Raw genomic sequence first — 22,452 nt, 5'->3', positions numbered from 1 at the left:
TTACATCGGCGATAAGTTAAGGAAGAAACGCTGGAGCCAGCCCATGTTCTGCGCTTCATTGATGTAGCCGTTGCCAACATATTCGATACGGGCATCCGCCACCTGCGTGGACGGCACGGTGTTGCTGCCGCTGATGGTGCGCGGATTGACGACGCCGGAGAAGCGAATAAATTCGGTTCCCTGGTTGATGGCGATTTGCTTCTCACCCACCACGTGCAGGTTACCGTTTGCCAGTACCTGATCGACCGTCACTGTCAGCGTACCGCTGAAGGTGTTGCTGGCATTGGCCCCTCCTTTACCGTTAAAGGAGTTGCCGCCAGAAGCTTCCACGTCGGCGCGCGCATTGCCAAACAGGCCCTGCAAATAGCGCGGCACGGTGTCGAAGCCGAAATTCGTTTTGCCATCGCGGCTGGCGTTTGCCGACGAGCTTTTCGACGCGCTGACGTTTTCCTGCAGCTGGATGGTCAGCGTATCGCCAATGTTGCGCGGACGACGGTCTTCAAACAGCGGCTGATAGCCGTAGTTAATGGGCTGCGCGCTCTGGAAAATTGAGCCATTGACCACCGGCACCGGGCCGGGTACGGGCTGCGCGGTTGTCGCCCCTTCCACCAGCGGTTTTGAGGGGATCCATGCGCATCCGGCCTGAGTCAGGGCCAGGACCACGAAAAGCGGATAACGAAACGCTGAGGATTTTTGCATTGCTCTTATCTTCTGAATCAAAAAACCGGTGCAGGACATCTGCACCGGTAACGTCTTACAGCTGAGTGAGTTTCTGCAGCATCTGGTCGGTGGTGGACACCGCTTTGCTGTTGATCTCATACGCGCGCTGTACCTGAATCATATTGACCAATTCTTCCGCCACGTTGACGTTAGAGGTTTCAACATAACCCTGGTAAAGCAGGCCCGCGCCGTTCAGTCCGGGCGTCGTGTCGTTCGGCGCGCCGGAAGCCTGTGTTTCGGTGTAGAGGTTCTCACCGATGCTCTCCAGGCCTGAATCATTCATAAAGGTGGTCAGGTTCAGCTGACCGACCTGTACCGGGTTAGTTTGCCCCTGCTGAGTAACGCTCACCACGCCATCACGCCCGACGGTAATGCTCAGGGTATTCGTCGGAATGGTGATCGCTGGCTGCACCTGATAGCCACCCGCCGTCACCAGCTGGCCGTTCTGATCGACCTGGAACGACCCGTCACGCGTGTAAGCAGAAGTCCCGTCCGGCAGCAGCACCTGGAAGAAACCTTCACCTTTGATGGCCACGTCCTTGCTGTTGTCGGTCTGCGACAGGTTACCCTGCGTGTGGATACGCTCGGTCGCTACCGGGCGAACACCGGTACCGATTTGCAGGCCAGAAGGCAGCGTTGTCTGCTCGGACGACTGCGCGCCAGGCTGGCGCACGGTCTGATACAGCAGATCTTCAAATACCGCACGCTGACGCTTGAAGCCGTTGGTGCTGACGTTCGCCAGGTTGTTGGCGATAACGTCCATGTTGGTTTGCTGGGCGTCGAGGCCGGTTTTGGCAATCCATAATGAACTGATCATGTTTTTTCCTGTGTCTAGCTCATGGATAACAGCTGATTGGCTTTCGAAGCGTTGTCATCCACGCTGCTGATTACCTTCATCTGCATTTCGAAACGTCGGGAGCTGGCAATCATGTCCGCCATCGCCGCCACCGGTTTAACGTTGCTGCCTTCCAGCACGCCAGACTGCAGGCGGATAGTCGGATCGGACTGCAACGTCTGACCACGCGTGGCCTGCGCTGCCGCAGTCAGACGGAACATCCCGTCGTCACCGCGAGTCACCTCGTTATCCGCGGCTTTGACCAGCTTCAGTTTTGCCACTGGTGAAATGGTGTTTGCCGGATCGCCGGGATTCAGCGCAGACACCGTGCCGTCAGCGCCGATGGTTATCTGCGCCCCCTCCGGAACCGTCACCGCACCGCCGCCGTCACCCATGACTGGCAGGCCCTGAATGGTGAGCTGCCCGGTGGACGATACCTGAATGCCGCCGTTGCGGGTGTAGCCTTCAGCGCCATCGGCCGTTTGCACCGCCAGCCAGCCATCCTGTTGTAAGGCCACATCGAGCGGGCGTCCGGTGTAGTCCAGCTGGCCCGGCGTCATGTCGGCGCCCGGCGTAGAGGCGGTCACCAGCGTACGGGTCTGATACGTTTCGCCGTTGACCGGCACCGCACGCAGCGCGGTCAGCTGAGCACGAAAGCCCGGCGTGGAGGCATTGGCGAGGTTGCTTGCGGTCACCCCCTGCATCTCCATCGTCTGGCTTGCCGCGCCCATCGCGGTATATATCGCGTGATCCATAAAGCCGTCCCGTCAGGCGCTTAGCGCAGGTTAACCAGGGTGTTGAGGATCTGATCCTGGGTCTTGATGGTCTGCGCGTTCGACTGGTAGTTACGCTGCGCGACAATCATGTTCACCAGTTCTTTGCTCAGATCGACGTTGGACGCTTCCAGCGCGCCGTTGGTCAGGGTGCCGAAGTTACCGGTGCCTGCGGTGCCGAGCAGCGCCACGCCGGAAGACTGCGTTGCCGACCAGACGTTATCGCCTTCGGACTGCAGCCCTTCGTTGTTAGCGAAGTTAGCAAGCGTGATCTGCCCCAGCAGTTGGCTCTGTTCGTTGGAGTAGTTACCGACCACGGTGCCGTCATCGTTGATCTGGTAGCTCACCAGGTTGCCCGGCTTATAGCCGTTCTGGTTGGTCGCCACGATATCGTTGGAGCCGGTGTTCTGCTGCATGGAGTTGGCAAGGCTTAGCGTGAAGCTGCCGCTTGCCGACCCGTTCAAGCCCGCCAGAGCAATATCGAAAGCGGGTTGAGCATTAGCCGTGGCATTCAGAACCGGTACCTTCTCGCTGGCCGGGTCTGCTGGATCGGAAAGCTGGTAGGTATAACCCGTAACGGTATCCAGCGTTCCATTGTCGCTAAAGCTCATTTGCGCGGCTTTGACCGCCTTTGCACCTGCTACGCTGGAATCCTGGGTATAGACATCCCATTTATTGTCTGCGGTCTTTACGTAATACAGATTGACGTCATGGGAGTTACCCTGAGAGTCAAACACCGTCACGGTGCCTTTCTTGTTGTAGGTATCCGCATCGGTCGCATCGAACGGCGCTGTCGACGGAACGGCGTCCGTGGAGTTCAGGTTGATCTGCATAGAGCCCGTGGTGGTGGCTTTTGCCGCCATCAGCGTGTTCGGAATGCTTAAGCCTACCGGGTTTGCGCCCTGCTGAATGGTCGGCGGCGTGCCGGTAGCCGGATAGCCGGTCAGCTGCAGGCCCTGCATGTTCACCAGGTTACGGTTTTCGTCCAGCTTGAACTGGCCGTTGCGGCTGTAGTAAACGGAGCCGTTGCTGTCCACCAGGCGGAAGAAGCCGTTCTGGCTAATTGCCACGTCCAGCGCGCGACCGGTGCTGGTCGTGGTGCCGTCGTTGAAGTCCTGGGTGATACCTGCCACTTTCACGCCCAGACCCACTTTGGAGCCGGCAAACATATCGGCGAACGAAGCGGTACCGGCTTTGAAACCGTAGGTCGCGGAGTTGGCAATGTTGTTGCCAATCACGTCGAGATTGGTGGCAGCAGCGTTCAGGCCGCTGACCGCTTGAGAAAAGGCCATGTCTTAACTCCTGATGAGGTTAAATAATCTGACGAACTTCGTCGAGCGTGGTGGTGCCATACGTGCCGAGATCCAGCAGATTACCGCTGCTTCCCTTCGTGACCCCTTGCACCAGTGCGAACTGGAGCGGCTGGGCGACCAGCTGCGTGCCGTTGGTGCTGGCGGCAATCGAGACGCTGTATGCGCCGTCCGGAACGGTAGAGCCATCGGAGGCGGTACCGTCCCAGGTGAAGGTGTGAACCCCTGCGGTCTGGCTGCCCAGATCCAGGGTACGAACCACTTTGCCCGTGCTGTCAGTAATGGTGGCGGTCGCTTTGTCGGCGGCCTGCGTCAGCTCAACGCCAAACGGCGTGGTGCTGGCTTTGCCGTCCGTGTCGGAACCGGCGAGCACCACGGAGCCCGGGATCATCACGCCGTGACCAATCAGGTTCGACGCCTGCAAAGACTGGCTGTTGTCGATCTGCCCGGAAATAGAGCCGAGCGTGGTGTTGAGTTTTTCAATTCCGCTGACGGTGCTGATCTGCGCCAGCTGAGAGGTCAGTTGGGCGTTGTCCATCGGGTTGGTGGGATCCTGGTTTTTTAGCTGGGCCACCAGCAGCGTCAGGAAACTGCTTTGCAGGTCGGAAGCGCTGCTGCTGGTTAAATCCCCACTGGAGGTGCTCTTCTGAACACCGGTATTGGTTGGATCGTTGACGTTCACGGCAATAGACATCGTTTTCTCCGTTACTGACCGAGGGTCAGCGTCTTGAGCATCATGCTCTTGACGGTATTGAGCACTTCCACGTTGGCCTGGTAGCTGCGGGAGGCGGACATGGTGTTGACCATCTCTTCCACCACGTCGACGTTAGGCATCTTCACGTAACCTTTGGCATCCGCCAGCGGATTTCCCGGCTGGTAAACCAGCTTGAACGGATCCTGGCTTTCCACCACGTCGGCCACCTTCACGCCGCCGGTGGCTGCCCCGACGGGCGCATCCACCTGAAACACGACCTGTTTGGCACGGTAAGGCTGCCCGTCCGGTCCGGTGACGCTGTCGGCGTTGGCGAGGTTACTGGCCGCCACGTTCAGACGTTTGGACTGCGCGGTCAGCGCCGAGCCCGCCACGTCGAAAATATTCAGTAAAGCCATGAATTAATTCCCCTGTAGCACGGTCATCATGCTTTTGATTTGCCCGCCCAGCACGGTCAGGCCGGTCTGGTATTGCAGGCTGTTGTCGGCAAATTGCGTGCGCTCCCGATCCATATCCACGGTGTTACCGTCCATAGAGGGCTGATCGGGGACCCGATACATCAGGTCTACAGAAGGAGCAGAAATCGCCTGGGCTGGAATGTGGCGTTCTGAGGTCAGCGTGAGCGACACGCCGGTGGTCTCCGCGCGTCCGCGATCCATCACTTTTTTCAGTTCTGAAGCAAAATCCACATCGCGCGCCTGATAACCTGGGGTATCGGCGTTAGCAATGTTGGCAGCCAGGATTTCCTGACGCTGGGCGCGCAGGTTCAACGCTTCCTGTTGAAAACGTAGCGCGGCGTCGAGTTTATCGAGCATGTCTCCTCCGCTGATGGCAATAGTTCATTCAGCGTTCAGATTAATCCCAATTTCATCCCCCCATCGTCGGAATAAAAGCAAAATGCAGCGCTATTTGTTGCGTTGATGTTCTTCACATCCAGGTAAAATTTGCGCATTGCTGATAAACCGGAGTCACGCATGCGAAACCTGAAAAACACGCTCACGCTGGCGCTGATGCTGATGAGCCCGGTGGCCTTTGCGCAGGATTTAACGCAGCAGCTGAACGCTTTTTTCGCTCAGCGTCTGGCAGGATTCAGTGACTCGGTGATGGTCAGTCTGCGCAACCCCGGCAATGTGATACCGCAATGCGAACAGCCCGCGCTAAGCGTTATGGGCAACAATAAGCTGTGGGGAAACCAGACCGTGCAGGCACAGTGCGGAACGGAAAAGCGCTATCTTCAGGTCTTTGTGGAAGCGATGGGAAACTATGTCGTCGCCGCACAGCCGATTGCCAGGGGCACGACGCTGGAACCCGGCAGCGTGACGCTCAAGCGCGGCAGGCTTGATCAGCTGCCGCCGCGCACGATGCTGGATATTAATCAGGCGCAGAATGCGGTCTCGCTGCGGGATCTGGCGGCTGGTCAACCCGTACAGCTGTCGATGCTGCGGCAGTCATGGCGGGTGAAGGCCGGGCAAAAAGTACAGGTTTACGCCCGCGGCGACGGCTTTAGCGCCAATGCTGAGGGCCAGGCGCTGAACAACGCCGCCGTCGCACAAAACGCGCGAGTGAGAATGCCTTCAGGCCAGGTGGTGAGCGGTCAGGTAGACGCTGATGGGAATATTCTTATTAATTTATAATGACCTTAAAGAATTCGTGAAGCCTGCCGATAAATAATCAACAACTGATGATGGCAGACCGTAACGCCACAACACCTCGATGAGGACAGGATAATGAGCATTGATCGTACATCGCCCCTGAAGCCCGTTAACGCCGTTCAGCCGCGTGAACCGAATGAAGCCCAGGCGCAGAAAGCCCGACTGGATAAAGCATCTACCGCTAACAGCACCAGCGTCACGCTGAGCGAGGCCCAGTCCAGCCTGATGCAGCCGCGCAACAGCGACATCAACATGGAGCGCGTGGACGCGCTGAAAACGGCTATCCGCAACGGTGAACTGAAAATGGATACCGGCAAAATCGCCGATGCGCTGATTTCGGACACCCAGAGCTGGCTGCAGAGTAAATAAACCGATGAGTCGTCTGTCAGAAATACTGGATCATATGACAGTCATCCTGAACTCGCTGAAAGAGGTGATGGATGCCGAGCAGCAACAGCTTTCGTCAGGCAGCGTGAGCAGCAGCGCCCTGCAACGGATCACCGAAGAGAAAAGCTCGTTGCTGGCGACCCTCGACTATCTGGAAAAGCAGCGCCGTATGGAGCAGGAAGCGCAGCGTTGTGCTAACGACGACGTGGCCGAGCGCTGGCAAAACATCACCGAGAAAACGCAGCATCTGCGCGACCTCAATCAACACAACGGCTGGCTGCTGGAAGGTCAGATCGAGCGCAACCAGCAGGCATTGCAGGTGCTGAAGCCCCATCAGGAACCGAGCCTCTACGGTAAGGATGGCCAGACCTCGTCCACGCCACGGGGCGGCAAAAAGTTCTCCGTCTGACCCCTCCCTTATTAAAGCAGGTCGCAATGCTGCTCTCCGGCAACGGCCCTGCCTTTACTTTTTCTCTGCGTCGTACGTTCGTGCCAGCCAGGCCTTAACCGCCGCGCTGCTCTCTTCCTTTCTGCTGATGACCATCAGATTGGCGGTCAGCTCTGGCGCTATGAGCTCCCGATACGTCAGGCCTGGTACGCTGACCTGGCGCAGCGGTGCGGGAACCAGGGCAATACCCAGCCCGGATGCCGCAATCGCCAGCACGTTCAGGCTGCTTCCGGTGCGGTGAGCAATATTCAGCTTTTCCCCCAGCGCCTGCGCGAGCAGCACGCTGAGTTGCTCATCGGGATCGTGCGCTTCGTATAACACCAGGGGCTCATCTGCCAGCATGGCAAGCGTCACCTCCGCTTCGCCAGCCAGAGGATGTTCCTCCGCCATCGCGACCAGCATGCCCCACTCGCCTGTTTTACTGGCGTACAGTCCCTGCCCGCGCAGTTGGCTTAAATCCGGTGAGTAGCCAATATCCAGCCCGCCCGCCAGAATGGATTCAACCTGATGCTGCGGTGTCATTTCCTCAAGGCTTATCTCTACGTCCGGAAAGGTCTGATGAAAATGGCGTAAATCCCGCATCAGCGTCCCGCTGAAAATGGCATTTCCGGCGAAGCCAATGCGCACTTTGCCTGTTTCGCCGCGCAGCGCTCGCTGCGTGGCTTCGCGGGTTAACTCAGCTTGCTCAAGCGTGCGTCGAGCCTGCACTTCAAACACTTTTCCTGCATCCGTGAGCTCAACGCGACGGCTGGTACGTTCAAATAACGCGCCGCCAAGCTCATCTTCCAGAGCACGAATTTGCATACTCAGCGCTGGCTGGACGATATTCAGAGCCTGAGCCGCGCGCCCAAAATGCTTTTCTTTCGCCACGGCGAGAAAGTAACGCAGCTGCCTGAGATCCATTTTACCCCTTTAATCAATTTTAATGATTGATTGGTCAATAATGCATATTGGATGTTATCAATCGCAGGCGCAATACTTCTGCCACGCTCTTAGCGAGTCCTACATTACCGGAGAAAACTATGTCCACATACCATGACGACCGTTTGCAAATTACTGATCTGATGACCGGCTGGATCCACCGCGACCTGTCACAATGGGACGCCCTGCGTGGGTTGTTCCACCCGGATGGCACCATCGAAGTGACGTGGTTCGAAGGCTTGTTCGGCGAATTTGTTGATGCCTCAGCCAGAATGGGCGCCTCCTCGCTGAAAACCAAGCACCTGATCGGCACCCCGGTTGTCACCTTTCATCATGACAAAGCTATTGTCGAAACCAACGCCATGATTATTGGCGAAAATATCGATTTGAACCTGGGCTGCTGCGTGCATAACCGCTTCTACGATTTGGTCGAAAAACGAGACGGCAAGTGGAAAATCGTGCGTCGACAGAGCATCTACGACATGGGCAGCTTTACCTTCCCGCTGGGGCTGGTAGAGATTGATATGAGCGTTGCCAAGAAATACCCGCGGGAATATGCGGCACTGGCGTATGTTCTCGAAAAAAGCGGCTTCCCGGTTAATCGCGTGTTTGCGACGCGAGGCAGCGAGCTTGAGAAGAAGATGAAGGCTGAGGGTGAAGCGTGGCTTAAGGCTTGATGCTTTTGCCGGGTCAAGGGACTGCGCAGCCTGATGCCCTCACCCCCGGCCCCTCTCCCACAGGGAGAGGGGTGCAAACATTAAAAAATCCTCTCAAAAGAGGATTTTTGCTATTTACCCTGCCGTACGGCGCACAAACTCCTTCACGCGGAAACCGAGCACCAGAAGCGTGGCAAAGTAAGCGGCAATCCCCGCCACCACCACCGCCATCAGGCGCAGGATGCGCAACGGCATTGTCCCCTGTGACCACTCCGGCATGATGTACATCATCCCCAGCAGTACGGCGGCCATCACCACCACGGCGGCAATCAGGCGCGCCAGGAAGGTGCCCCAACCCGGCTGTGGGGTGAAGATTTTTTGCTTACGCAGCTGCCAGTAAAGCAGGCTGGCGTTCAGACAGGCGGCCAGACCAATCGACAGCGAAAGCCCCGCATGCTTCAGCGGGCCGATAAACGCCAGGTTCATCACCTGAGTGAGAATAAGCGTCACAATAGCAATCTTAACCGGCGTTTTGATGTCCTGACGGGAATAGAACCCTGGCGCCAGCACCTTCACCACGATAAGGCCAATCAACCCCACGGAATACGCCACCAGCGCGCGCTGAGTCATTGCAGCGTCGAACGCGGTGAATTTGCCGTACTGGAACAGCGACACGGTGAGCGGTTTCGCCAGAATCCCCAGCGCCACGGCGCTCGGCAGCGCCAGCAGGAAGCACAGGCGCAGCCCCCAGTCCATCAGGCGACAGTATTCATCATGATTGCCGCTGGCGAAGCTTTTCGACAGCGACGGCAGCAGGATGGTGCCAAGCGCCACGCCCAGCACCCCCGACGGAAACTCCATCAGGCGGTCGGCATAATACATCCAGGAAACTGACCCGGAAACCAGGAAAGAGGCGAAAATGGTGTTGATGATGAGCGAAATCTGGCTGACGGAGACGCCGAGAATGGCCGGCCCCATCTGCTTCACTACGCGCATTGAACCCTTATCTTTCAGATTAATGCGCGGCAGCACCAGCATGCCGATCTTCTTCAGGTGCGGCAGTTGATAGAACAACTGCAACACGCCGCCGACGGTCACCGCCCATGCCAGCGCCAGTACCGGCGGGTTGAAATACGGCGCGGCAAATAGCGCGAAGCCAATCATGCTGACGTTTAAAAACGTCGGTGCAAAAGCCGGAACAGAGAAACGGTTCCAGGTATTCAGGATAGCCCCAACCAGCGAGGCCAGGGAAATCAGCAGGATGTAAGGGAAAGTGATGCGCAGCAGCTGGCTGGTTAAAGCGAACTTATCGGCGGTATCCGCAAAGCCCGGCGCGGTGATAGTGATGACCCACGGAGCCGCCAGCATCCCGACGACGGTCACTACCGCGAGGGCGAGGGTTAATAAACCCGATACGTAAGAGACAAACACGCGGGTGGCGTCTTCGCCCTGCTTGCTTTTGTACTCCGCCAGAATTGGCACGAATGCCTGAGAAAATGCCCCTTCGGCAAAGATTCGGCGCAGCAGGTTCGGCAATTTGAACGCCACAAAAAAGGCATCGGTTGCCATTCCCGCCCCAAAAACCCTTGCCACAATGGCATCGCGCGCAAAACCGAGCACGCGAGAAAACATGGTCATCGAGCTGACGGCCGCCAGCGATTTTAATAAATTCATTAACGTGAGATTCCACATCCGGGAACAAAGCGCCGTCTGAAAGGGGTGAACGTTAACGCTCTGTCGGGAAAGCCCGGCGGCACTTCGTTTGCGCGGGCCTACAAGCAGCAGCGACGCGTTTGTAGGCCGGGTCAGTGGAGCGCTACCCGGCAGAAGTGGGTTAATCGTTGCACGGCCCGATAAGGCGGCGCTGAAAAGTGGCGATAGTCTACCTGGATTAGCGGTAATTTCTACTGGCAGATGTTACAGCCTCTTACTCGCGGCTTGCATCCTGCCAGAGCTTTTCGACGATGCGCTGGGCAGCAATGGCCTGCTCGCCCGCCGTTTCCGGAACGGTCTGATTTTGCACGCACTGGATAAAGTGATGCGCACAGCCGACAAATCCGCGCTGTTCAAGCGTGCTTTGCCAGCCCGGCACCGGACGAGTCAGCACGCCGCTGCCCCGCTCTTCGCGCCAGTCGCGCATATCAGTGATGTCGATTAAGCCACCGTCGGTCACCGCCTGCACCCACTCACGCTGGCTGCCCGCCCGTCGGTGCATACTGGTGGTGATTTGCATCTGCGGCAGAGTGAAATAGTGCTCGGCATAGAACATCTCTCCCTGCTCGGTGGTCTGCAACGTGCCGCCGCTCAGCTGCGGTTTACCGCCAGCCAGCCACAGCGCGGTGTCCACCACGTGCAGGTAATCATCAAGGAGGGTGAAGCGCAGATCGCCAGGCCCAACGCTGTCGGTGCGATGCTTGTCCATGCGCAGCGACGCGCCCTTGCCAAGGTTTGCTTTAAGCTCGCGATAAAGCGGCGCAAAACGGCGGTTAAAGCCTACCATCAGCGTCAGCTTTTTCTTTTCTGCCAGCTCAATCAGGCGCACTGCATCGCTCAGTTTGTCGGCCAGCGGCTTATCCACGCAGACGTGAACGCCCGCATTGAGCAGCTCACTCACCACGGCGTAGTGCGTGGACGTTGCGCTATGCACAAAAACCGCATCGCACTGCGAAGCCAGGTGCTGGAGGGAATCAGCCAGCGGAATGCGGTACGTTTCGCAGATGCGCAGTGCCTTTTCGCGCCCCGGAGACCAGGTCGCCTGCAGCGTCCAGCCATGCGCTGCGGTCAACACTGGCAGCCACGCTTTTTGAGCGATTCCGCCAAGACCCACCACGCCAATTCGAAGTTTTGCCGTCACGGTCAGTCCCCCAGATGAGCCAGTAAGGAATCGAGGCGCTGCTTGAGCTCCTCCACTTCCCCTTCCAGCGCTTCCACTCGGGCCACAAGATCGTCCGTCGCCGGGGCGACTGCCTCCACGGTAGTAATCAGACTTTCCACATCTCCGCTAAACAGGTGCATATAGCGATGCTCGCGTTTGCCCGGTTCGCGCGGCAGGCGTGCGACAAACGGGCCATCGTCGCGGGTGGCTAACTGTTCCAGCGTGCTTTCCACTTCCGCCGTATCCGTAAACTCATGCATGCGCTGACCGCGGCTTCGCAGTTCACCGGGAGTTTGCGGGCCACGCAGCAGCAGGGTGGTAACGATCGCAACTTCGCCCGAGGTAAGTTTCAGATCGCCAAATTCAGAATTACAGAAGCGCTGTTCGTATTTAGTGACACGATTGCCAAACCCGCTGACCGTACGCAGATAGTGGCGCTTGACGAGCTGATCTAACCAATCCTGCACTTCGCTTTCGCTAAGGGACATCACCGGCTCGCGGTTGCTTTTCTGATTGCAGGCGAGGGTCACGGCGTTAACCGACAACGGATATTGCTCCGGCGTAGTCACCTGCTTTTCGAGCAGACAGCCAATCACCCGCGCCTCATGCGCCGTTAACTGATACTTCATGATTTCTCCTTAGCGACCTGCCGTCCACTCGCGGGTGGTCAGCGCCGTCAGAACATGGTCACGCCACTGCCCGTCGATCAGCAGATAGTCTTTGGCGTAGCCCTCTTTTTCAAAACCGAGTTTTGCCAGCAGCGCACCACTGCGCTGGTTGTGCGGCATATAGTTAGCCATGATGCGGTGGATGTGCTGGGTTCGCTGCATGTAGCGAATGGCGGAGGTGAGCGCTTCGTACATCAGTCCTTGCCCTTGCCATTTTTCGCCGATGGAGTAGCCCAGATAGCAGGCATGGAAAGAGCCGCGCACGACGTTAGAGAAGTTGGCCACGCCGACGATCTCTTTCTCTTCCGGATCCAGCAGCACAAAATAAAACGCCGATCCTTGCTTATGAAATTCGTTGATCATCGATAAACGCGCCTGCCAGCCGGATGGATAGCAGTGGCTGTCATCGCGTACGGGCTCCCAGGGCTTCAGGAACGCCTTATTTTCAGCGTAATAATCGGCAAGACGCCATGCGTCACGGTCATGAACCAGGCGCACCACCAGCCGGTCTGTTGTTAAACGCACTTTCGGCACGTTACTGCGATAGCCAAACATCTTCCCCTACCCTTTTAAATCGCCATTAACATTACTATACCTGCCCATCACCGCCTTGGGAAAACAGCGACATACGATTTTCTGCGGCACTTCTGCTTTTCGATAAATAAACTCTATCAAAATTGTCTTTTGATAAAAAAATATTGTTGCGCTCGCCGCCGGAAAAACAGACTTCAGACGGTACAATGGGTCTTCTCACCGTCTTATTCCCCTGGAGGGGAAATGCCATCGCGCATCTCACAGGCTCGCAGCCTGGGTAAATATTTTCTGCTCGTCGACAACATGCTGGTCGTGCTTGGCTTTTTTGTTGTCTTCCCCCTGATTTCCATTCGCTTTGTTGACCAGATGGGCTGGGCCGCGCTGATGGTCGGCATCGCACTCGGATTACGTCAGCTGGTTCAGCAAGGCTTGGGCATTTTCGGCGGCGCGATAGCCGATCGCTTCGGCGCCAAGCCGATGATCGTCACCGGCATGCTGATGCGTGCAGCAGGTTTTGCCACCATGGCGATTGCGCAGGAACCCTGGATGCTCTGGCTCTCCTGCATCCTTTCCGGGCTCGGCGGCACACTGTTCGACCCGCCACGCGCGGCGCTGGTCGTAAAACTTGTGCGTCCACACCAGCGAGGACGCTTCTTCTCTATATTGATGATGCAGGACAGTGCAGGGGCGGTTATTGGCGCCCTGCTCGGCAGCTGGCTGCTGCAGTACGATTTCCGTCTCGTGTGCAGCGTGGGCGCAGTGCTGTTTATTCTCTGCGCGGCATTTAACGCCTGGTATCTCCCGGCATGGAAGCTTTCGACGGTGAAAACGCCAGTGCGTGAGGGGCTGTCGCGGGTGATGAGTGACAAACGTTTTGTCACCTATGTGCTGACCCTGACCGGCTACTACATGCTGGCGGTACAGGTGATGCTGATGCTGCCGATTATGGTGAACGACATCGCCGGAACGCCCTCGGCAGTAAAATGGATGTACGCCATTGAAGCTACGCTATCGCTGTCGCTGCTTTACCCTATCGCACGCTGGAGCGAAAAGCGTTTTCGCCTCGAGCATCGTCTGATGGCCGGATTGCTGATTATGACGCTGGCGATGCTGCCCATCGGGCTATCCGGCAACCTGCAGCAGCTGTTCACCCTGATTTGCCTGTTCTACATCGGCTCAATCATTGCCGAACCGGCGAGAGAAACCCTGAGCGCCCAGCTCGCGGATCCTCGCGCACGCGGCAGCTACATGGGCTTCAGTCGTTTGGGCCTCGCCTTCGGCGGTGCGCTCGGGTACGCGGGCGGTGGCTGGCTGTTTGACGCCGGTAAAGCCATCGCCCAGCCGGAGCTGCCGTGGGTAATGCTTGGCGTAATTGGCATCATCACGTTTTTGGCGCTGTGGTGGCAGTTCAGCGCCAGGCGCGCCTCAACGGGGATGGTCGAGCCAGGGGCTTAGCGTTAACTGCGGTAACAATTCAGCGGATTCTGCTGGCACATCTTTGGCTGACAGGGCATGCTGCTTTGTGTCAGGATGAGACAAAGGCATCATGTTGAGGAACCCCATGAAAAAGATGTTGATGGTCGCCACGCTGATCGTGAGCGGCCTGTTGGCAGGCTGTAACCAGCTGACGCAGTACACCGTAAGTGAACAGGAAATTAATCAGGCGCTGCAAAAGCGCAATAATTTCTCCAAAGATATTGGCCTGCCAGGCGTGGCGGACGCACACATTGTGCTGACGAATCTCACGAGCGCTATCGGGCGTGAGGAGCCGAACAAAATTACGCTCAACGGCGTAGCGAATCTCGATATGACTTCGCTGTTTGGCAACCAGAAAGCGACCATCGATCTGAAGCTCAAGGCGCTCCCGGTCTTCAACAAAGAGAAAGGGGCTATTTTCCTCCAGGAGATGGAGGTGGTGGACGCCACGGTGAAGCCTGAGAAGATGCAATCCGTGGTGCAGACCATGCTGCCTTACCTGAATCAGTCTTTGCGCAGCTACTTCAATAAGCAGCCGGCTTACGTTTTGCGAGAAGATGCAAGCAAAGGTGAAGCGCTGGCGAAGAAATATGCCAAAGGCATTGAGGTCAAACCCGGCGAGATAGTTATCCCCCTCACCGACTAGGCCGTATCATCATAAACGGGTGCCCTGGCGCCCGTTTTTTTTACAGAAAGGAGTGCAAAGGAAAACGTTTCCGTTTAACCTTAGTGCCCGGCAAAAATAGCCCTTCTTAACCAGCCGGAGCCCTCTATGTCATCCCAGTCCCAGATCCTGAAAATCCGCCGTCCCGACGACTGGCATATCCATCTCCGCGATGGCGATATGCTGAAAACCGTGGTGCCTTACACCAGCGAAGTGTACGGCCGGGCGATTGTGATGCCTAATCTGGTGCCGCCGGTCACAACCGTTGACGCCGCCATCAGCTATCGCCAGCGCATTCTTGATGCCGTACCTGCGGGCCATGAATTTACGCCGCTGATGACCTGCTATTTAACCGACACGCTCGACCCGAATGAGCTGGAGCGCGGCTTCAATGAGGGCGTATTCACCGCCGCGAAGCTCTACCCGGCCAACGCCACCACTAACTCCAGCCACGGCGTGACCAGCATCGATGCTATCATGCCGGTGCTTGAGCGTATGCAGAAGCTCGGCATGCCACTGCTGGTACATGGCGAAGTGACTCATGCGGAAATCGACATCTTCGACCGCGAAGCGCGTTTTATCGAAACCGTTATGGAGCCAATGCGCCAGCGTCTGCCCGCGCTGAAGGTGGTGTTCGAGCATATCACCACCAAAGATGCCGCCGAGTACGTGCGAGACGGTAATGAGCTGCTTGCCGCAACTATCACGCCGCAGCACCTGATGTTTAACCGTAACCATATGCTGGTCGGCGGCGTGCGCCCTCACCTCTACTGTCTGCCGATCCTCAAGCGTAATATTCACCAGCAGGCGCTGCGTGAGCTGGTCGCCAGCGGGTTTGAACGCGTATTCCTCGGTACCGATTCCGCACCGCATGCCCGTCATCGTAAAGAAGCCAGCTGCGGCTGCGCAGGATGCTTTAACGCGCCGACCGCACTTGGCAGCTATGCCACCGTGTTTGAAGAGATGAACGCCCTGCAGCATTTTGAAGCGTTCTGCTCGCTTAACGGGCCACGCTTCTACGGCCTGCCGGTGAATGACAGCTTTATTGAACTGGAGCGCAAAGAGTGCCAGGTGACCGAAAGCATCGCGCTGACGGATGACACGCTGGTTCCGTTCCTCGCGGGTGAAACCGTACAGTGGAGCGTCAAACGTTAAAAATTGTTTGTCCCCTGTTGTAAGTTTCTCAAACTAACTGTATAAATATCCAGTATATTACACAGGGGGCACATTATGCGTATTGAAGTGACCATTGCCAAAACCACCGTTTTACCCGCGGGCGCCATTGATGCGCTCACCAGCGAGCTTTCCCGCCGTATTCTCAGCCAGTTTCCGGACCGGGACGGTCAGGTGAGCGTGCGCTATGCCGCCGCCAATAATCTCTCCGTCATCGGTGCGCCAAAGGAAGACAAAGATCGCATCAGCGAAATTCTTCAGGAAACCTGGGAGAGCGCTGATGACTGGTTTAATCCTGCCTGAATCGCTGAATAAAATTAAACAAACGCTCCATTCTGTGTCATTTTTTGCCGGGTCGCCCCGGCTTTTTTTGTTTTTTTATTCGCTTCTTTTTTAACCTTTTTCTGATTGCATCGCTTTTTCTTTTAAAAAATAGCGAACTAACTGACGCTTTATTGTTCAAAAAAACGAAAGATGCAGAAAAAGATGTTGCGGATAAGCTAAAAATTCGAATATTTTCTTGATTGTTGATATAATTAGTTTGCTTCAGAAAACACGCATTGAACCTCGAACCGTTGTCTTTAAACACGCAAATAAGGGGTTATGATGGAAAAGAATAATGAAGTCATCCAGACCCATCCCCTCGTCGGATGGGACATCAGCACCGTAGACAGCTATGACGCGCTGATGCTGCGCCTGCACTACCAGAACCCCGCACAATCGAGTCATCACGAAGCAGAGATCGGTCAGACGCTATGGTTAACGACCGATGTGGCCCGCCAGTTTATTTCTATTTTAGAAGCGGGCATCGCCAAAATTGAATCCGGCGATTTCCAGGAAAACGAGTATCGAAGGCATTAGCGCTTAATGCTGAAATTCACGCCACAGGCACCTACGGGTGCCTTAATTATTTCTGCCTTGTCACGCACATTCAGATTAATTACCCTGCTGAATAAAGAAAAGAGCTGAGAGATACGCATGAACTACGATCTAATTATTATCGGCAGCGGTTCTGTCGGTGCCGCCGCAGGTTTTTATGCGGCCCGCGCGGGGCTGTCGGTTCTGATGACCGATGCCCATCTGCCACCGCATGCTGAAGGCAGCCATCATGGCGACACACGACTGATTCGTCATGCCTATGGCGAGGGCGAAAAATATGTTCCGCTGGTACTGCGGGCACAGACGCTGTGGGATGAGCTGGCTGAAATCAGCGGCGAAGAGATTTTCGAAAAGACCGGCGTCATCAACCTCGGTCCGGCGCACTCTGCTTTCCTGGCAAACGTTGAGCACAGCGCCCGCCAGTTCGGCCTGAACGTTGAAAAGCTGGACGCCACGGCGCTGATGGCCCGTTGGCCTGAAATTCGCGTGCCTGAGGATTACATCGGCCTGTTTGAACCGGCCTCCGGCGTATTGCGCAGCGAACTGGCGGTAAAAGCCTGGGTGGAACTCGCCCGGGAAGCAGGCTGTGCGCAGCTCTTTAATTGCCCGGTGACGGCCATAAAGCATCATGCCGACGGCGTCACGGTAGAAACAGCGGAAGGGAGCTATACGGGAAAACGCCTGCTGGTCAGCGCCGGAACATGGGCAACAAAGCTGCTGCCGGACCTCCCTGTCCAGCCGGTACGTAAAGTGTTTGCGTGGTTCCAGGCCGATGGCCGTTACAGCCGGAAAAACAACTTTCCGGCGTTTACCGGCGAACTGCCGAACGGCGATCACTATTACGGCTTCCCGGCAGACGATAACGAGTTGAAAATCGGCAAGCATAACGGCGGGCAGCCCATCACCTCTGCAGAGGAGCGCAAACCGTTTGGTGCAGTGGCAACGGACGGCTCGGAAGCATTTAACTTCCTGCGCACAGTTCTGCCAGGCATCGGCGGCTGCCTTCACGGTGCCGCCTGTACCTACGACAACTCGCCAGACGAAGATTTCATTATTGATACCCTGCCCGGCCAGCCATCGACACTTGTCATCACCGGGCTCAGCGGACACGGCTTTAAGTTCGCTCCGGTTTTAGGTGAAATTGCCGCTGACTTTGCCCAGGGCAAAACGGCGGCATTCGATCTTTCGCCCTTTAGCCTGTCGCGCTTCAATCGCTGACAGACAGCAAAAAGCCCGGCGCATGGCCGGGCTTCTGGTAACAACACAATGCTGCAACGTGCATATCATTATCTGGTGAACAACATCCGCGAACACTTCGTGGTATGGATTGTTCTGTGGCTGCTGCTGGCCGTCATCGATCTGGTTTACATCTTTTTTTACTGACCTTTACTCGGGTCAGGAATGCCCAGTTTCGTATTCAGCCGCCCGCGCGATTTATTGAAAATCTTATTGCCGTTTTCGCGTCCGGCACGGCGGCGGCGCTGCTCTTCCTCTGGTAGCGCCCGCTCTTCCTGACAGAGATCGCTACAGCAACCACTGTACTTCTCAGCACACGCCGGACACTGAATGAACAACAGGTGACAACCGTCGTTCAGGCAGTTGGTGTGCGTATCGCACGGCGTACCGCACTGATGGCAGTGAGCAATAACGTCGTCGGAAATACGCTCGCCCATGCGTTCATCGAAGACAAAGTTTTTGCCGATAAAGCGTACCGGCAGGCCCTGTTCACGCGCGCGTCGGGCATATTCGATGATCCCCCCCTCAATATGCCAGACTTTGCTGAAGCCTTTGTGCTTCATAAACGCGCTGGCCTTCTCGCAGCGGATCCCGCCGGTGCAGTACATGACGATTTTTTTATCGCGATACTCTTCCATCATTTCGACAGCTTTTGGCAACTGATCGCGGAACGTGTCGGCGGGAATTTCCAGCGCGTTCTCAAAGTGGCCTACTTCATATTCGTAATGGTTACGCATATCGATAAAGACCGCATCCGGATCGTCAAGCATGGCGTTGACTTCCGCCGCCTTCAGATAGTCGCCGACGTCGCTTGCGTCAAAGGTTGGGTCATCAATGCCGTCTGCCACGATGCGTTCACGCACTTTCATGCGCAGCACCCAAAAGGACTTTCCATCGTCGTCGAGGGCAACGTTAAGACGCAGGTTGTTCAGCGCCGGATCGAAGGCGTAAAGCCGTTCACGAAACGCCTCAAATTTGCTTTGCGGAACGCTGATTTGCGCGTTAATGCCTTCATGAGCCAGATAGACCCGGCCAAACACGCTCAGCGCAGAGAGCGCCTGATAAAGCGCATCGCGGGTCGATTGTGGGTCAGCAATGGTGAAATATTTATAGAATGAGACTGTGGTGCGCGGCTCGGTTTCGGCCATCAGCTGCGCTTTCAGTTGCTCATTCGAGATGCGGTTATGCAACACTGGCATGGTGTGGTTCCTGCATTATCGATGAGAAAATTCGCGGCCCGCATCATATAGCATGCGCTGCGAATTTACATCCCCACATTTTGCGCTACATTTCCCTCACCTCAAATAATCAGATTAAATAACAACTGCCGGAAAAACCGCCTCGTATCCGACCTGGTTTGGGTGAGGGGCAAAAAAATGCGATAATAGAACCGGTTGTCAAAAAGAACAGGAAACAAATGACGCATTTACCGAAATTTTCTGCTGCGCTGCTTCACCCTCGCCATTGGCTGAGCTGGCTGGGCATTGGTGCTTTATGGCTGGTGGTTCAGCTTCCTTACCCTCTGCTGTACCGTCTTGGCAACTCTCTGGGCCGTCTGGCGCTGCGTTTTATGAAGCGGCGCGCGCGCATTGCCTACCGTAATCTGGAACTTTGTTTTCCAGATATGGACGAAAAAAAGCGCCATCAGTGGGTCGTGAAAAACTTCGAATCCGTCGGCATGGGCCTGATGGAAACCGGCATGGCGTGGTTCTGGTCCGATAAGCGCATGGCACGCTGGAGCGAAGCAACCGGCGTGGAGTACATCCATGCGCTGGAAGCCGAGAAAAAAGGCATTCTGCTGATCGGCATCCACTTCCTGACGCTGGAAATCGGCGCCCGCATGTTTGGCCTGCACGCTTCACCGGGCATTGGCGTCTACCGCCCTAACGACAACCCGGTTATTGACCTGGTGCAGACCTGGGGACGTATGCGCTCCAACAAAGACATGCTCGATCGCAAAGATTTGAAAGGCATGATCCGCGCGCTGAAAAACGGCGACGTTATCTGGTATGCACCCGATCATGACTACGGTCCGCAGGGCAGCGTATTTGTGCCGCTTTTTGGCGTCGACCAGGCTGCAACCACTTCAGGTACCTACACCCTGACGCGCATGTCCAAAGCCTGCATCGTGCCGTTTGTGCCGCGCCGCAAGCCGGACGGCAAAGGCTATGAGCTGATTATTCTTGAGCCAGAGTGCTCGCCTCCGCTCGACGATGCCGAAACGACCGCCGCATGGATGAACAAAGTGGTCGAACAATGCATTCTGATGGCACCGGAACAATACATGTGGCTGCATCGCCGCTTTAAAACCCGGCCTGAAGGCGTGCCTTCCCGCTACTGATTTCCTCAGTGTTACTCTTCCGGGCAGCGCAGGCTCGCCCGGCATACCTCTTCTGATCGACAACTATCGCTATATTTTCTCTTCCTGCTCTGTTTCGTTGATTGCAGTCATGATTTAGCAGGCGCATAATTAGCCTGCTTATTACCTCATTACTGATTAATTTATGCTCTCCTCAGATGTCCCCATTAGCTGGAAGCGGAATCTCACTATTGCCTGGATTGGCTGCTTTCTCACCGGCGCCGCATTCAGCCTGGTAATGCCTTTTCTGCCGCTTTACGTTGAACAGCTTGGCATTACGGGCCATAGCGAACTGAATCTGTGGTCAGGACTGGTCTTCAGCATTACCTTCCTGTTTTCGGCAATTGCCTCTCCCTTCTGGGGCGGCCTTGCGGATCGTAAAGGCCGCAAAATCATGCTGCTGCGCTCCGCTCTTGGGATGTCGATTGTGATGGTGCTGATGGGGCTTGCGCAGAACATCTGGCAATTTTTGCTGCTGCGGGCGCTGCTGGGACTGCTCGGCGGCTTTGTACCCAACGCCAACGCGCTTATTGCCACGCAAATCCCTCGCCATAAAAGTGGCTGGGCGCTCGGTACACTTTCTACGGGAGCGGTTAGCGGCGCGCTGTTAGGCCCTCTGGCGGGCGGGCTGCTGGCAGACAGCTACGGCCTGCGTCCCGTATTCTTTATGACCGCAAGCGTCCTGTTTCTGTGCTTTGTACTGACGCTGTTTTTGATTCGCGAGCAGTTCGAGCCGGTACCGAAAAAAGAGATGCTGCACGCAAAAGACGTTATTGCCTCGCTGAAAAGCCCGAAGCTGGTGCTGAGCCTGTTTATCACCACGCTGATTATTCAGGTTGCGACTGGATCCATTGCGCCCATTTTAACGCTCTACGTCCGCGAGCTGGCGGGCAACGTCAGCAACATTGCTTTTATCAGCGGAATGATTGCCTCAGTGCCCGGCGTCGCGGCGCTGATGAGTGCCCCACGGCTGGGCAAACTCGGCGACAGAATCGGCCCGGAGAAGATCCTGATTGCCGCGCTGGTGATTTCCGTTCTGCTGCTGATCCCGATGGCGTTCGTCCAGTCACCGTGGCAGCTCGGTCTCCTGCGTTTCCTGCTTGGCGCAGCCGATGGCGCGCTGCTTCCTGCCGTTCAGACGCTGCTGGTTTACAACTCCACCAACCAGATTGCCGGACGCATCTTCAGCTATAACCAGTCGTTTCGCGATATCGGCAACGTCACCGGACCGCTGATTGGCGCCTCTGTCTCTGCGAGCTTCGGTTTTCGCACGGTATTTTTCGTCACGGCGAGCGTAGTGCTATTTAACGCTATCTATACCGGCCTCAGCCTGCGACGTACACGGCAGACGCTGCCTTCTTCTGCGGAAAATGACGAAGAGCGTCAGACGGCCAGTTAATCCATCCGGATGATTTTTCATTCATCGTCCTTGCACAACCGAATCTTCGTCTATTCTTTCCTGAAAACCACGTCAACCTGCAGGGAGAATGAGATGACCATGTACGCCACGCTCGACGAAGCTATTGATGCGGCACGCGAAGAGTTTATCGCCAACAGCCCTGATGCCGGAGAAGGTGATATTTCCGTTCAACAGCTGAACCTCCAGAAATACATTCTTCAGGATGGTGACATCATGTGGCAGGCGGAGTTTTTTGCCGACGAAGGGGAAGAAGGTGAATGCCTGCCGATGATCAGCGGTGAAGGTGCGCAAAGCGTGTTCGACGGTGATTTCGACGAAATTGAGTTGACCCAGGAGTGGATTGAGGAGAACACGCTGCACGAATGGGATGAGGGCGAGTTTCAGCTTGAGCCACCGCTGGATACCGAAGAGGGCCAGACGGCAGCCGACGAATGGGATGAGCGCTGATTACTCGTAGGGGCCGTGGTGGACGTCAATCGGCAACAGCAGCGTGTCGAACACCAGAGAAAACGGCAGATCGAGGATCGTGATATAGCGCCAGGCCGAATCACGGACGTCCCACTGCACGCCGGGATAATACTGATTGCCGTGCCCCTGCCCCGGGATTGTCCGGCTAATAATACTGCCACAGCCGCTCAGTAGCATGGCCATCAGGCAAACTACGATTATTTTCACCGGATTTCTCCACTCAAACATCTGACAGAAAAATACCGGTCATTTGACCGGTATCAGGCACGGATAAATGTCTTCATTG

The 22,452-nt window shown here is 56.2% G+C and carries 28 protein-coding genes; 14 read left to right on the top strand and 14 right to left on the bottom strand.

Annotated features, from left to right (window positions below):
* The 7 genes from flgH to flgB are packed head-to-tail and all read right to left on the bottom strand — an operon-like array spanning window position 1 to window position 5,165.
* Window positions 1-699 (bottom strand): flagellar basal body L-ring protein FlgH, encoded by a 699-nt coding sequence (flgH, locus tag RTU33_RS14320; protein WP_097161253.1) that lies wholly within the window; start codon window positions 697-699, stop codon window positions 1-3.
* Between the two features lie 55 nt (window positions 700-754).
* On the bottom strand, window positions 755-1,537 hold the full coding sequence (gene flgG, locus RTU33_RS14315) for a flagellar basal-body rod protein FlgG (RefSeq protein WP_312628208.1): 783 nt from the start codon (window positions 1,535-1,537) through the stop codon (window positions 755-757).
* Between the two features lie 14 nt (window positions 1,538-1,551).
* Complete coding sequence (locus tag RTU33_RS14310; protein WP_312628206.1) at window positions 1,552-2,310, bottom strand: flagellar basal body rod protein FlgF; 759 nt, start codon at window positions 2,308-2,310, stop codon at window positions 1,552-1,554.
* Window positions 2,311-2,330: 20 nt separating this feature from the next.
* A complete protein-coding gene (gene flgE, locus RTU33_RS14305; RefSeq protein ID WP_312628204.1) occupies window positions 2,331-3,620 on the bottom strand; it encodes a flagellar hook protein FlgE in 1,290 nt (429 codons plus the stop codon).
* Between the two features lie 19 nt (window positions 3,621-3,639).
* Window positions 3,640-4,332, bottom strand: a complete 693-nt coding sequence (gene flgD, locus RTU33_RS14300) for a flagellar hook assembly protein FlgD (protein ID WP_312628202.1) — start codon at window positions 4,330-4,332, stop codon at window positions 3,640-3,642.
* An 11-nt stretch (window positions 4,333-4,343) separates the two neighbouring features.
* Window positions 4,344-4,748 carry a flagellar basal body rod protein FlgC gene (flgC, locus tag RTU33_RS14295; protein WP_097161258.1) on the bottom strand — a complete coding sequence of 135 codons (405 nt, stop codon included), beginning with the start codon at window positions 4,746-4,748 and terminating at the stop codon, window positions 4,344-4,346.
* A 3-nt stretch (window positions 4,749-4,751) separates the two neighbouring features.
* Complete coding sequence (gene flgB, locus RTU33_RS14290) at window positions 4,752-5,165, bottom strand: flagellar basal body rod protein FlgB (protein WP_312628198.1); 414 nt, start codon at window positions 5,163-5,165, stop codon at window positions 4,752-4,754.
* A 159-nt stretch (window positions 5,166-5,324) separates the two neighbouring features.
* Here flgB and flgA point away from each other — a divergent pair, with 159 nt between their 5' ends.
* The 3 genes from flgA to flgN all read left to right on the top strand — a co-directional run bounded on the left by flgA (window position 5,325) and on the right by flgN (window position 6,798).
* Window positions 5,325-5,984: a flagellar basal body P-ring formation chaperone FlgA gene (gene flgA, locus RTU33_RS14285; RefSeq protein ID WP_312628196.1), complete on the top strand. Its 660-nt coding sequence runs from the start codon at window positions 5,325-5,327 to the stop codon at window positions 5,982-5,984.
* Between the two features lie 93 nt (window positions 5,985-6,077).
* Window positions 6,078-6,371, top strand: a complete 294-nt coding sequence (flgM, locus tag RTU33_RS14280) for a flagellar biosynthesis anti-sigma factor FlgM (protein WP_312628195.1) — start codon at window positions 6,078-6,080, stop codon at window positions 6,369-6,371.
* A 4-nt stretch (window positions 6,372-6,375) separates the two neighbouring features.
* Window positions 6,376-6,798 (top strand): flagella biosynthesis chaperone FlgN, encoded by a 423-nt coding sequence (gene flgN / locus RTU33_RS14275; RefSeq protein WP_312628193.1) that lies wholly within the window; start codon window positions 6,376-6,378, stop codon window positions 6,796-6,798.
* Window positions 6,799-6,852: 54 nt separating this feature from the next.
* On the opposite strand, the gene RTU33_RS14270 is transcribed toward flgN, so the two are convergent.
* Window positions 6,853-7,740 (bottom strand): LysR substrate-binding domain-containing protein, encoded by an 888-nt coding sequence (locus RTU33_RS14270; RefSeq protein ID WP_312628191.1) that lies wholly within the window; start codon window positions 7,738-7,740, stop codon window positions 6,853-6,855.
* A gap of 119 nt (window positions 7,741-7,859) precedes the next feature.
* Here RTU33_RS14270 and RTU33_RS14265 point away from each other — a divergent pair, with 119 nt between their 5' ends.
* Window positions 7,860-8,435, top strand: a complete 576-nt coding sequence (locus RTU33_RS14265) for a nuclear transport factor 2 family protein (protein ID WP_312628189.1) — start codon at window positions 7,860-7,862, stop codon at window positions 8,433-8,435.
* Between the two features lie 114 nt (window positions 8,436-8,549).
* Here RTU33_RS14265 and murJ read toward each other — a convergent pair whose 3' ends face one another.
* From murJ to rimJ, 4 genes are all read right to left on the bottom strand, one after another.
* Window positions 8,550-10,088, bottom strand: coding sequence for a murein biosynthesis integral membrane protein MurJ (murJ, locus tag RTU33_RS14260; protein WP_312628187.1), 1,539 nt, complete (start codon window positions 10,086-10,088; stop codon window positions 8,550-8,552).
* A 253-nt stretch (window positions 10,089-10,341) separates the two neighbouring features.
* Window positions 10,342-11,268, bottom strand: a complete 927-nt coding sequence (locus RTU33_RS14255) for a Gfo/Idh/MocA family oxidoreductase (RefSeq protein ID WP_312628185.1) — start codon at window positions 11,266-11,268, stop codon at window positions 10,342-10,344.
* A 2-nt stretch (window positions 11,269-11,270) separates the two neighbouring features.
* Window positions 11,271-11,918, bottom strand: a complete 648-nt coding sequence (locus tag RTU33_RS14250) for a YceH family protein (protein WP_312628184.1) — start codon at window positions 11,916-11,918, stop codon at window positions 11,271-11,273.
* A 9-nt stretch (window positions 11,919-11,927) separates the two neighbouring features.
* The gene (rimJ, locus tag RTU33_RS14245; protein WP_312628183.1) at window positions 11,928-12,512 is read right to left on the bottom strand and encodes a ribosomal protein S5-alanine N-acetyltransferase; all 585 of its coding nucleotides are present in this window, start codon (window positions 12,510-12,512) and stop codon (window positions 11,928-11,930) included.
* Between the two features lie 222 nt (window positions 12,513-12,734).
* On the opposite strand from rimJ, the gene mdtH reads away from it, so the two are divergent.
* The 7 genes from mdtH (at window position 12,735) to RTU33_RS14210 (ending at window position 18,066) form a co-directional block, all read left to right on the top strand.
* Entirely contained in the window at window positions 12,735-13,946 is a 1,212-nt protein-coding gene (gene mdtH / locus RTU33_RS14240) for a multidrug efflux MFS transporter MdtH (RefSeq protein WP_312628182.1), read from the top strand.
* A 106-nt stretch (window positions 13,947-14,052) separates the two neighbouring features.
* Window positions 14,053-14,613: a lipoprotein gene (locus tag RTU33_RS14235; RefSeq protein ID WP_312628181.1), complete on the top strand. Its 561-nt coding sequence runs from the start codon at window positions 14,053-14,055 to the stop codon at window positions 14,611-14,613.
* 126 nt (window positions 14,614-14,739) lie between these two features.
* The gene (gene pyrC / locus RTU33_RS14230; protein ID WP_312628180.1) at window positions 14,740-15,786 is read left to right on the top strand and encodes a dihydroorotase; all 1,047 of its coding nucleotides are present in this window, start codon (window positions 14,740-14,742) and stop codon (window positions 15,784-15,786) included.
* Between the two features lie 75 nt (window positions 15,787-15,861).
* Window positions 15,862-16,107, top strand: a complete 246-nt coding sequence (gene dinI / locus RTU33_RS14225) for a DNA damage-inducible protein I (RefSeq protein ID WP_312628179.1) — start codon at window positions 15,862-15,864, stop codon at window positions 16,105-16,107.
* 303 nt (window positions 16,108-16,410) lie between these two features.
* The gene (gene bssS / locus RTU33_RS14220) at window positions 16,411-16,665 is read left to right on the top strand and encodes a biofilm formation regulator BssS (protein ID WP_312628287.1); all 255 of its coding nucleotides are present in this window, start codon (window positions 16,411-16,413) and stop codon (window positions 16,663-16,665) included.
* A gap of 117 nt (window positions 16,666-16,782) precedes the next feature.
* On the top strand, window positions 16,783-17,901 hold the full coding sequence (gene solA / locus RTU33_RS14215; protein WP_312628177.1) for an N-methyl-L-tryptophan oxidase: 1,119 nt from the start codon (window positions 16,783-16,785) through the stop codon (window positions 17,899-17,901).
* A gap of 51 nt (window positions 17,902-17,952) precedes the next feature.
* A complete protein-coding gene (locus RTU33_RS14210) occupies window positions 17,953-18,066 on the top strand; it encodes a DUF2770 family protein (protein ID WP_312628285.1) in 114 nt (37 codons plus the stop codon).
* On the opposite strand, the gene RTU33_RS14205 is transcribed toward RTU33_RS14210, so the two are convergent.
* Window positions 18,060-19,118, bottom strand: a complete 1,059-nt coding sequence (locus RTU33_RS14205; protein WP_312628176.1) for a rhodanese-related sulfurtransferase — start codon at window positions 19,116-19,118, stop codon at window positions 18,060-18,062. The genes RTU33_RS14210 and RTU33_RS14205 overlap by 7 nt on opposite strands.
* Before the next feature lie 218 nt (window positions 19,119-19,336).
* Here RTU33_RS14205 and RTU33_RS14200 point away from each other — a divergent pair, with 218 nt between their 5' ends.
* The 3 genes from RTU33_RS14200 (at window position 19,337) to RTU33_RS14190 (ending at window position 22,145) form a co-directional block, all read left to right on the top strand.
* The gene (locus RTU33_RS14200) at window positions 19,337-20,260 is read left to right on the top strand and encodes a Kdo(2)-lipid IV(A) acyltransferase (protein WP_312628174.1); all 924 of its coding nucleotides are present in this window, start codon (window positions 19,337-19,339) and stop codon (window positions 20,258-20,260) included.
* A gap of 163 nt (window positions 20,261-20,423) precedes the next feature.
* The gene (mdtG, locus tag RTU33_RS14195; RefSeq protein ID WP_312628172.1) at window positions 20,424-21,677 is read left to right on the top strand and encodes a multidrug efflux MFS transporter MdtG; all 1,254 of its coding nucleotides are present in this window, start codon (window positions 20,424-20,426) and stop codon (window positions 21,675-21,677) included.
* A gap of 93 nt (window positions 21,678-21,770) precedes the next feature.
* Window positions 21,771-22,145, top strand: a complete 375-nt coding sequence (locus tag RTU33_RS14190; protein WP_312628171.1) for a MysB family protein — start codon at window positions 21,771-21,773, stop codon at window positions 22,143-22,145.
* On the opposite strand, the gene RTU33_RS14185 is transcribed toward RTU33_RS14190, so the two are convergent.
* The gene (locus tag RTU33_RS14185; protein WP_312628170.1) at window positions 22,146-22,373 is read right to left on the bottom strand and encodes a YceK/YidQ family lipoprotein; all 228 of its coding nucleotides are present in this window, start codon (window positions 22,371-22,373) and stop codon (window positions 22,146-22,148) included. It abuts the gene before it with no gap.
* Window positions 22,374-22,452 lie beyond the last annotated feature (79 nt).

The sequence above is a fragment of the Scandinavium sp. genome (assembly GCF_032012665.1).
In the GTDB taxonomy this organism is placed as follows: domain Bacteria; phylum Pseudomonadota; class Gammaproteobacteria; order Enterobacterales; family Enterobacteriaceae; genus Scandinavium.
The sequence above is the reverse complement of the archived record's forward strand: the minus strand, read 5'-3'. Positions and strand labels throughout refer to the sequence as shown.

What these genes read in the sequence shown, in the direction of transcription:
- flgH (WP_097161253.1), bottom strand. Translation starts at nt 699, where the DNA reads ATGCAAAAATCCTCAGCGTTTCGTTATCCGCTTTTCGTGGTCCTGGCC.
- flgG (WP_312628208.1), bottom strand. Translation starts at nt 1,537, where the DNA reads ATGATCAGTTCATTATGGATTGCCAAAACCGGCCTCGACGCCCAGCAA.
- RTU33_RS14310 (WP_312628206.1), bottom strand. Translation starts at nt 2,310, where the DNA reads ATGGATCACGCGATATATACCGCGATGGGCGCGGCAAGCCAGACGATG.
- flgE (WP_312628204.1), bottom strand. Translation starts at nt 3,620, where the DNA reads ATGGCCTTTTCTCAAGCGGTCAGCGGCCTGAACGCTGCTGCCACCAAT.
- flgD (WP_312628202.1), bottom strand. Translation starts at nt 4,332, where the DNA reads ATGTCTATTGCCGTGAACGTCAACGATCCAACCAATACCGGTGTTCAG.
- flgC (WP_097161258.1), bottom strand. Translation starts at nt 4,748, where the DNA reads ATGGCTTTACTGAATATTTTCGACGTGGCGGGCTCGGCGCTGACCGCG.
- flgB (WP_312628198.1), bottom strand. Translation starts at nt 5,165, where the DNA reads ATGCTCGATAAACTCGACGCCGCGCTACGTTTTCAACAGGAAGCGTTG.
- flgA (WP_312628196.1), top strand. Translation starts at nt 5,325, where the DNA reads ATGCGAAACCTGAAAAACACGCTCACGCTGGCGCTGATGCTGATGAGC.
- flgM (WP_312628195.1), top strand. Translation starts at nt 6,078, where the DNA reads ATGAGCATTGATCGTACATCGCCCCTGAAGCCCGTTAACGCCGTTCAG.
- flgN (WP_312628193.1), top strand. Translation starts at nt 6,376, where the DNA reads ATGAGTCGTCTGTCAGAAATACTGGATCATATGACAGTCATCCTGAAC.
- RTU33_RS14270 (WP_312628191.1), bottom strand. Translation starts at nt 7,740, where the DNA reads ATGGATCTCAGGCAGCTGCGTTACTTTCTCGCCGTGGCGAAAGAAAAG.
- RTU33_RS14265 (WP_312628189.1), top strand. Translation starts at nt 7,860, where the DNA reads ATGTCCACATACCATGACGACCGTTTGCAAATTACTGATCTGATGACC.
- murJ (WP_312628187.1), bottom strand. Translation starts at nt 10,088, where the DNA reads ATGAATTTATTAAAATCGCTGGCGGCCGTCAGCTCGATGACCATGTTT.
- RTU33_RS14250 (WP_312628184.1), bottom strand. Translation starts at nt 11,918, where the DNA reads ATGAAGTATCAGTTAACGGCGCATGAGGCGCGGGTGATTGGCTGTCTG.
- rimJ (WP_312628183.1), bottom strand. Translation starts at nt 12,512, where the DNA reads ATGTTTGGCTATCGCAGTAACGTGCCGAAAGTGCGTTTAACAACAGAC.
- mdtH (WP_312628182.1), top strand. Translation starts at nt 12,735, where the DNA reads ATGCCATCGCGCATCTCACAGGCTCGCAGCCTGGGTAAATATTTTCTG.
- RTU33_RS14235 (WP_312628181.1), top strand. Translation starts at nt 14,053, where the DNA reads ATGAAAAAGATGTTGATGGTCGCCACGCTGATCGTGAGCGGCCTGTTG.
- pyrC (WP_312628180.1), top strand. Translation starts at nt 14,740, where the DNA reads ATGTCATCCCAGTCCCAGATCCTGAAAATCCGCCGTCCCGACGACTGG.
- dinI (WP_312628179.1), top strand. Translation starts at nt 15,862, where the DNA reads ATGCGTATTGAAGTGACCATTGCCAAAACCACCGTTTTACCCGCGGGC.
- bssS (WP_312628287.1), top strand. Translation starts at nt 16,411, where the DNA reads ATGGAAAAGAATAATGAAGTCATCCAGACCCATCCCCTCGTCGGATGG.
- solA (WP_312628177.1), top strand. Translation starts at nt 16,783, where the DNA reads ATGAACTACGATCTAATTATTATCGGCAGCGGTTCTGTCGGTGCCGCC.
- RTU33_RS14205 (WP_312628176.1), bottom strand. Translation starts at nt 19,118, where the DNA reads ATGCCAGTGTTGCATAACCGCATCTCGAATGAGCAACTGAAAGCGCAG.
- RTU33_RS14200 (WP_312628174.1), top strand. Translation starts at nt 19,337, where the DNA reads ATGACGCATTTACCGAAATTTTCTGCTGCGCTGCTTCACCCTCGCCAT.
- mdtG (WP_312628172.1), top strand. Translation starts at nt 20,424, where the DNA reads ATGCTCTCCTCAGATGTCCCCATTAGCTGGAAGCGGAATCTCACTATT.
- RTU33_RS14190 (WP_312628171.1), top strand. Translation starts at nt 21,771, where the DNA reads ATGACCATGTACGCCACGCTCGACGAAGCTATTGATGCGGCACGCGAA.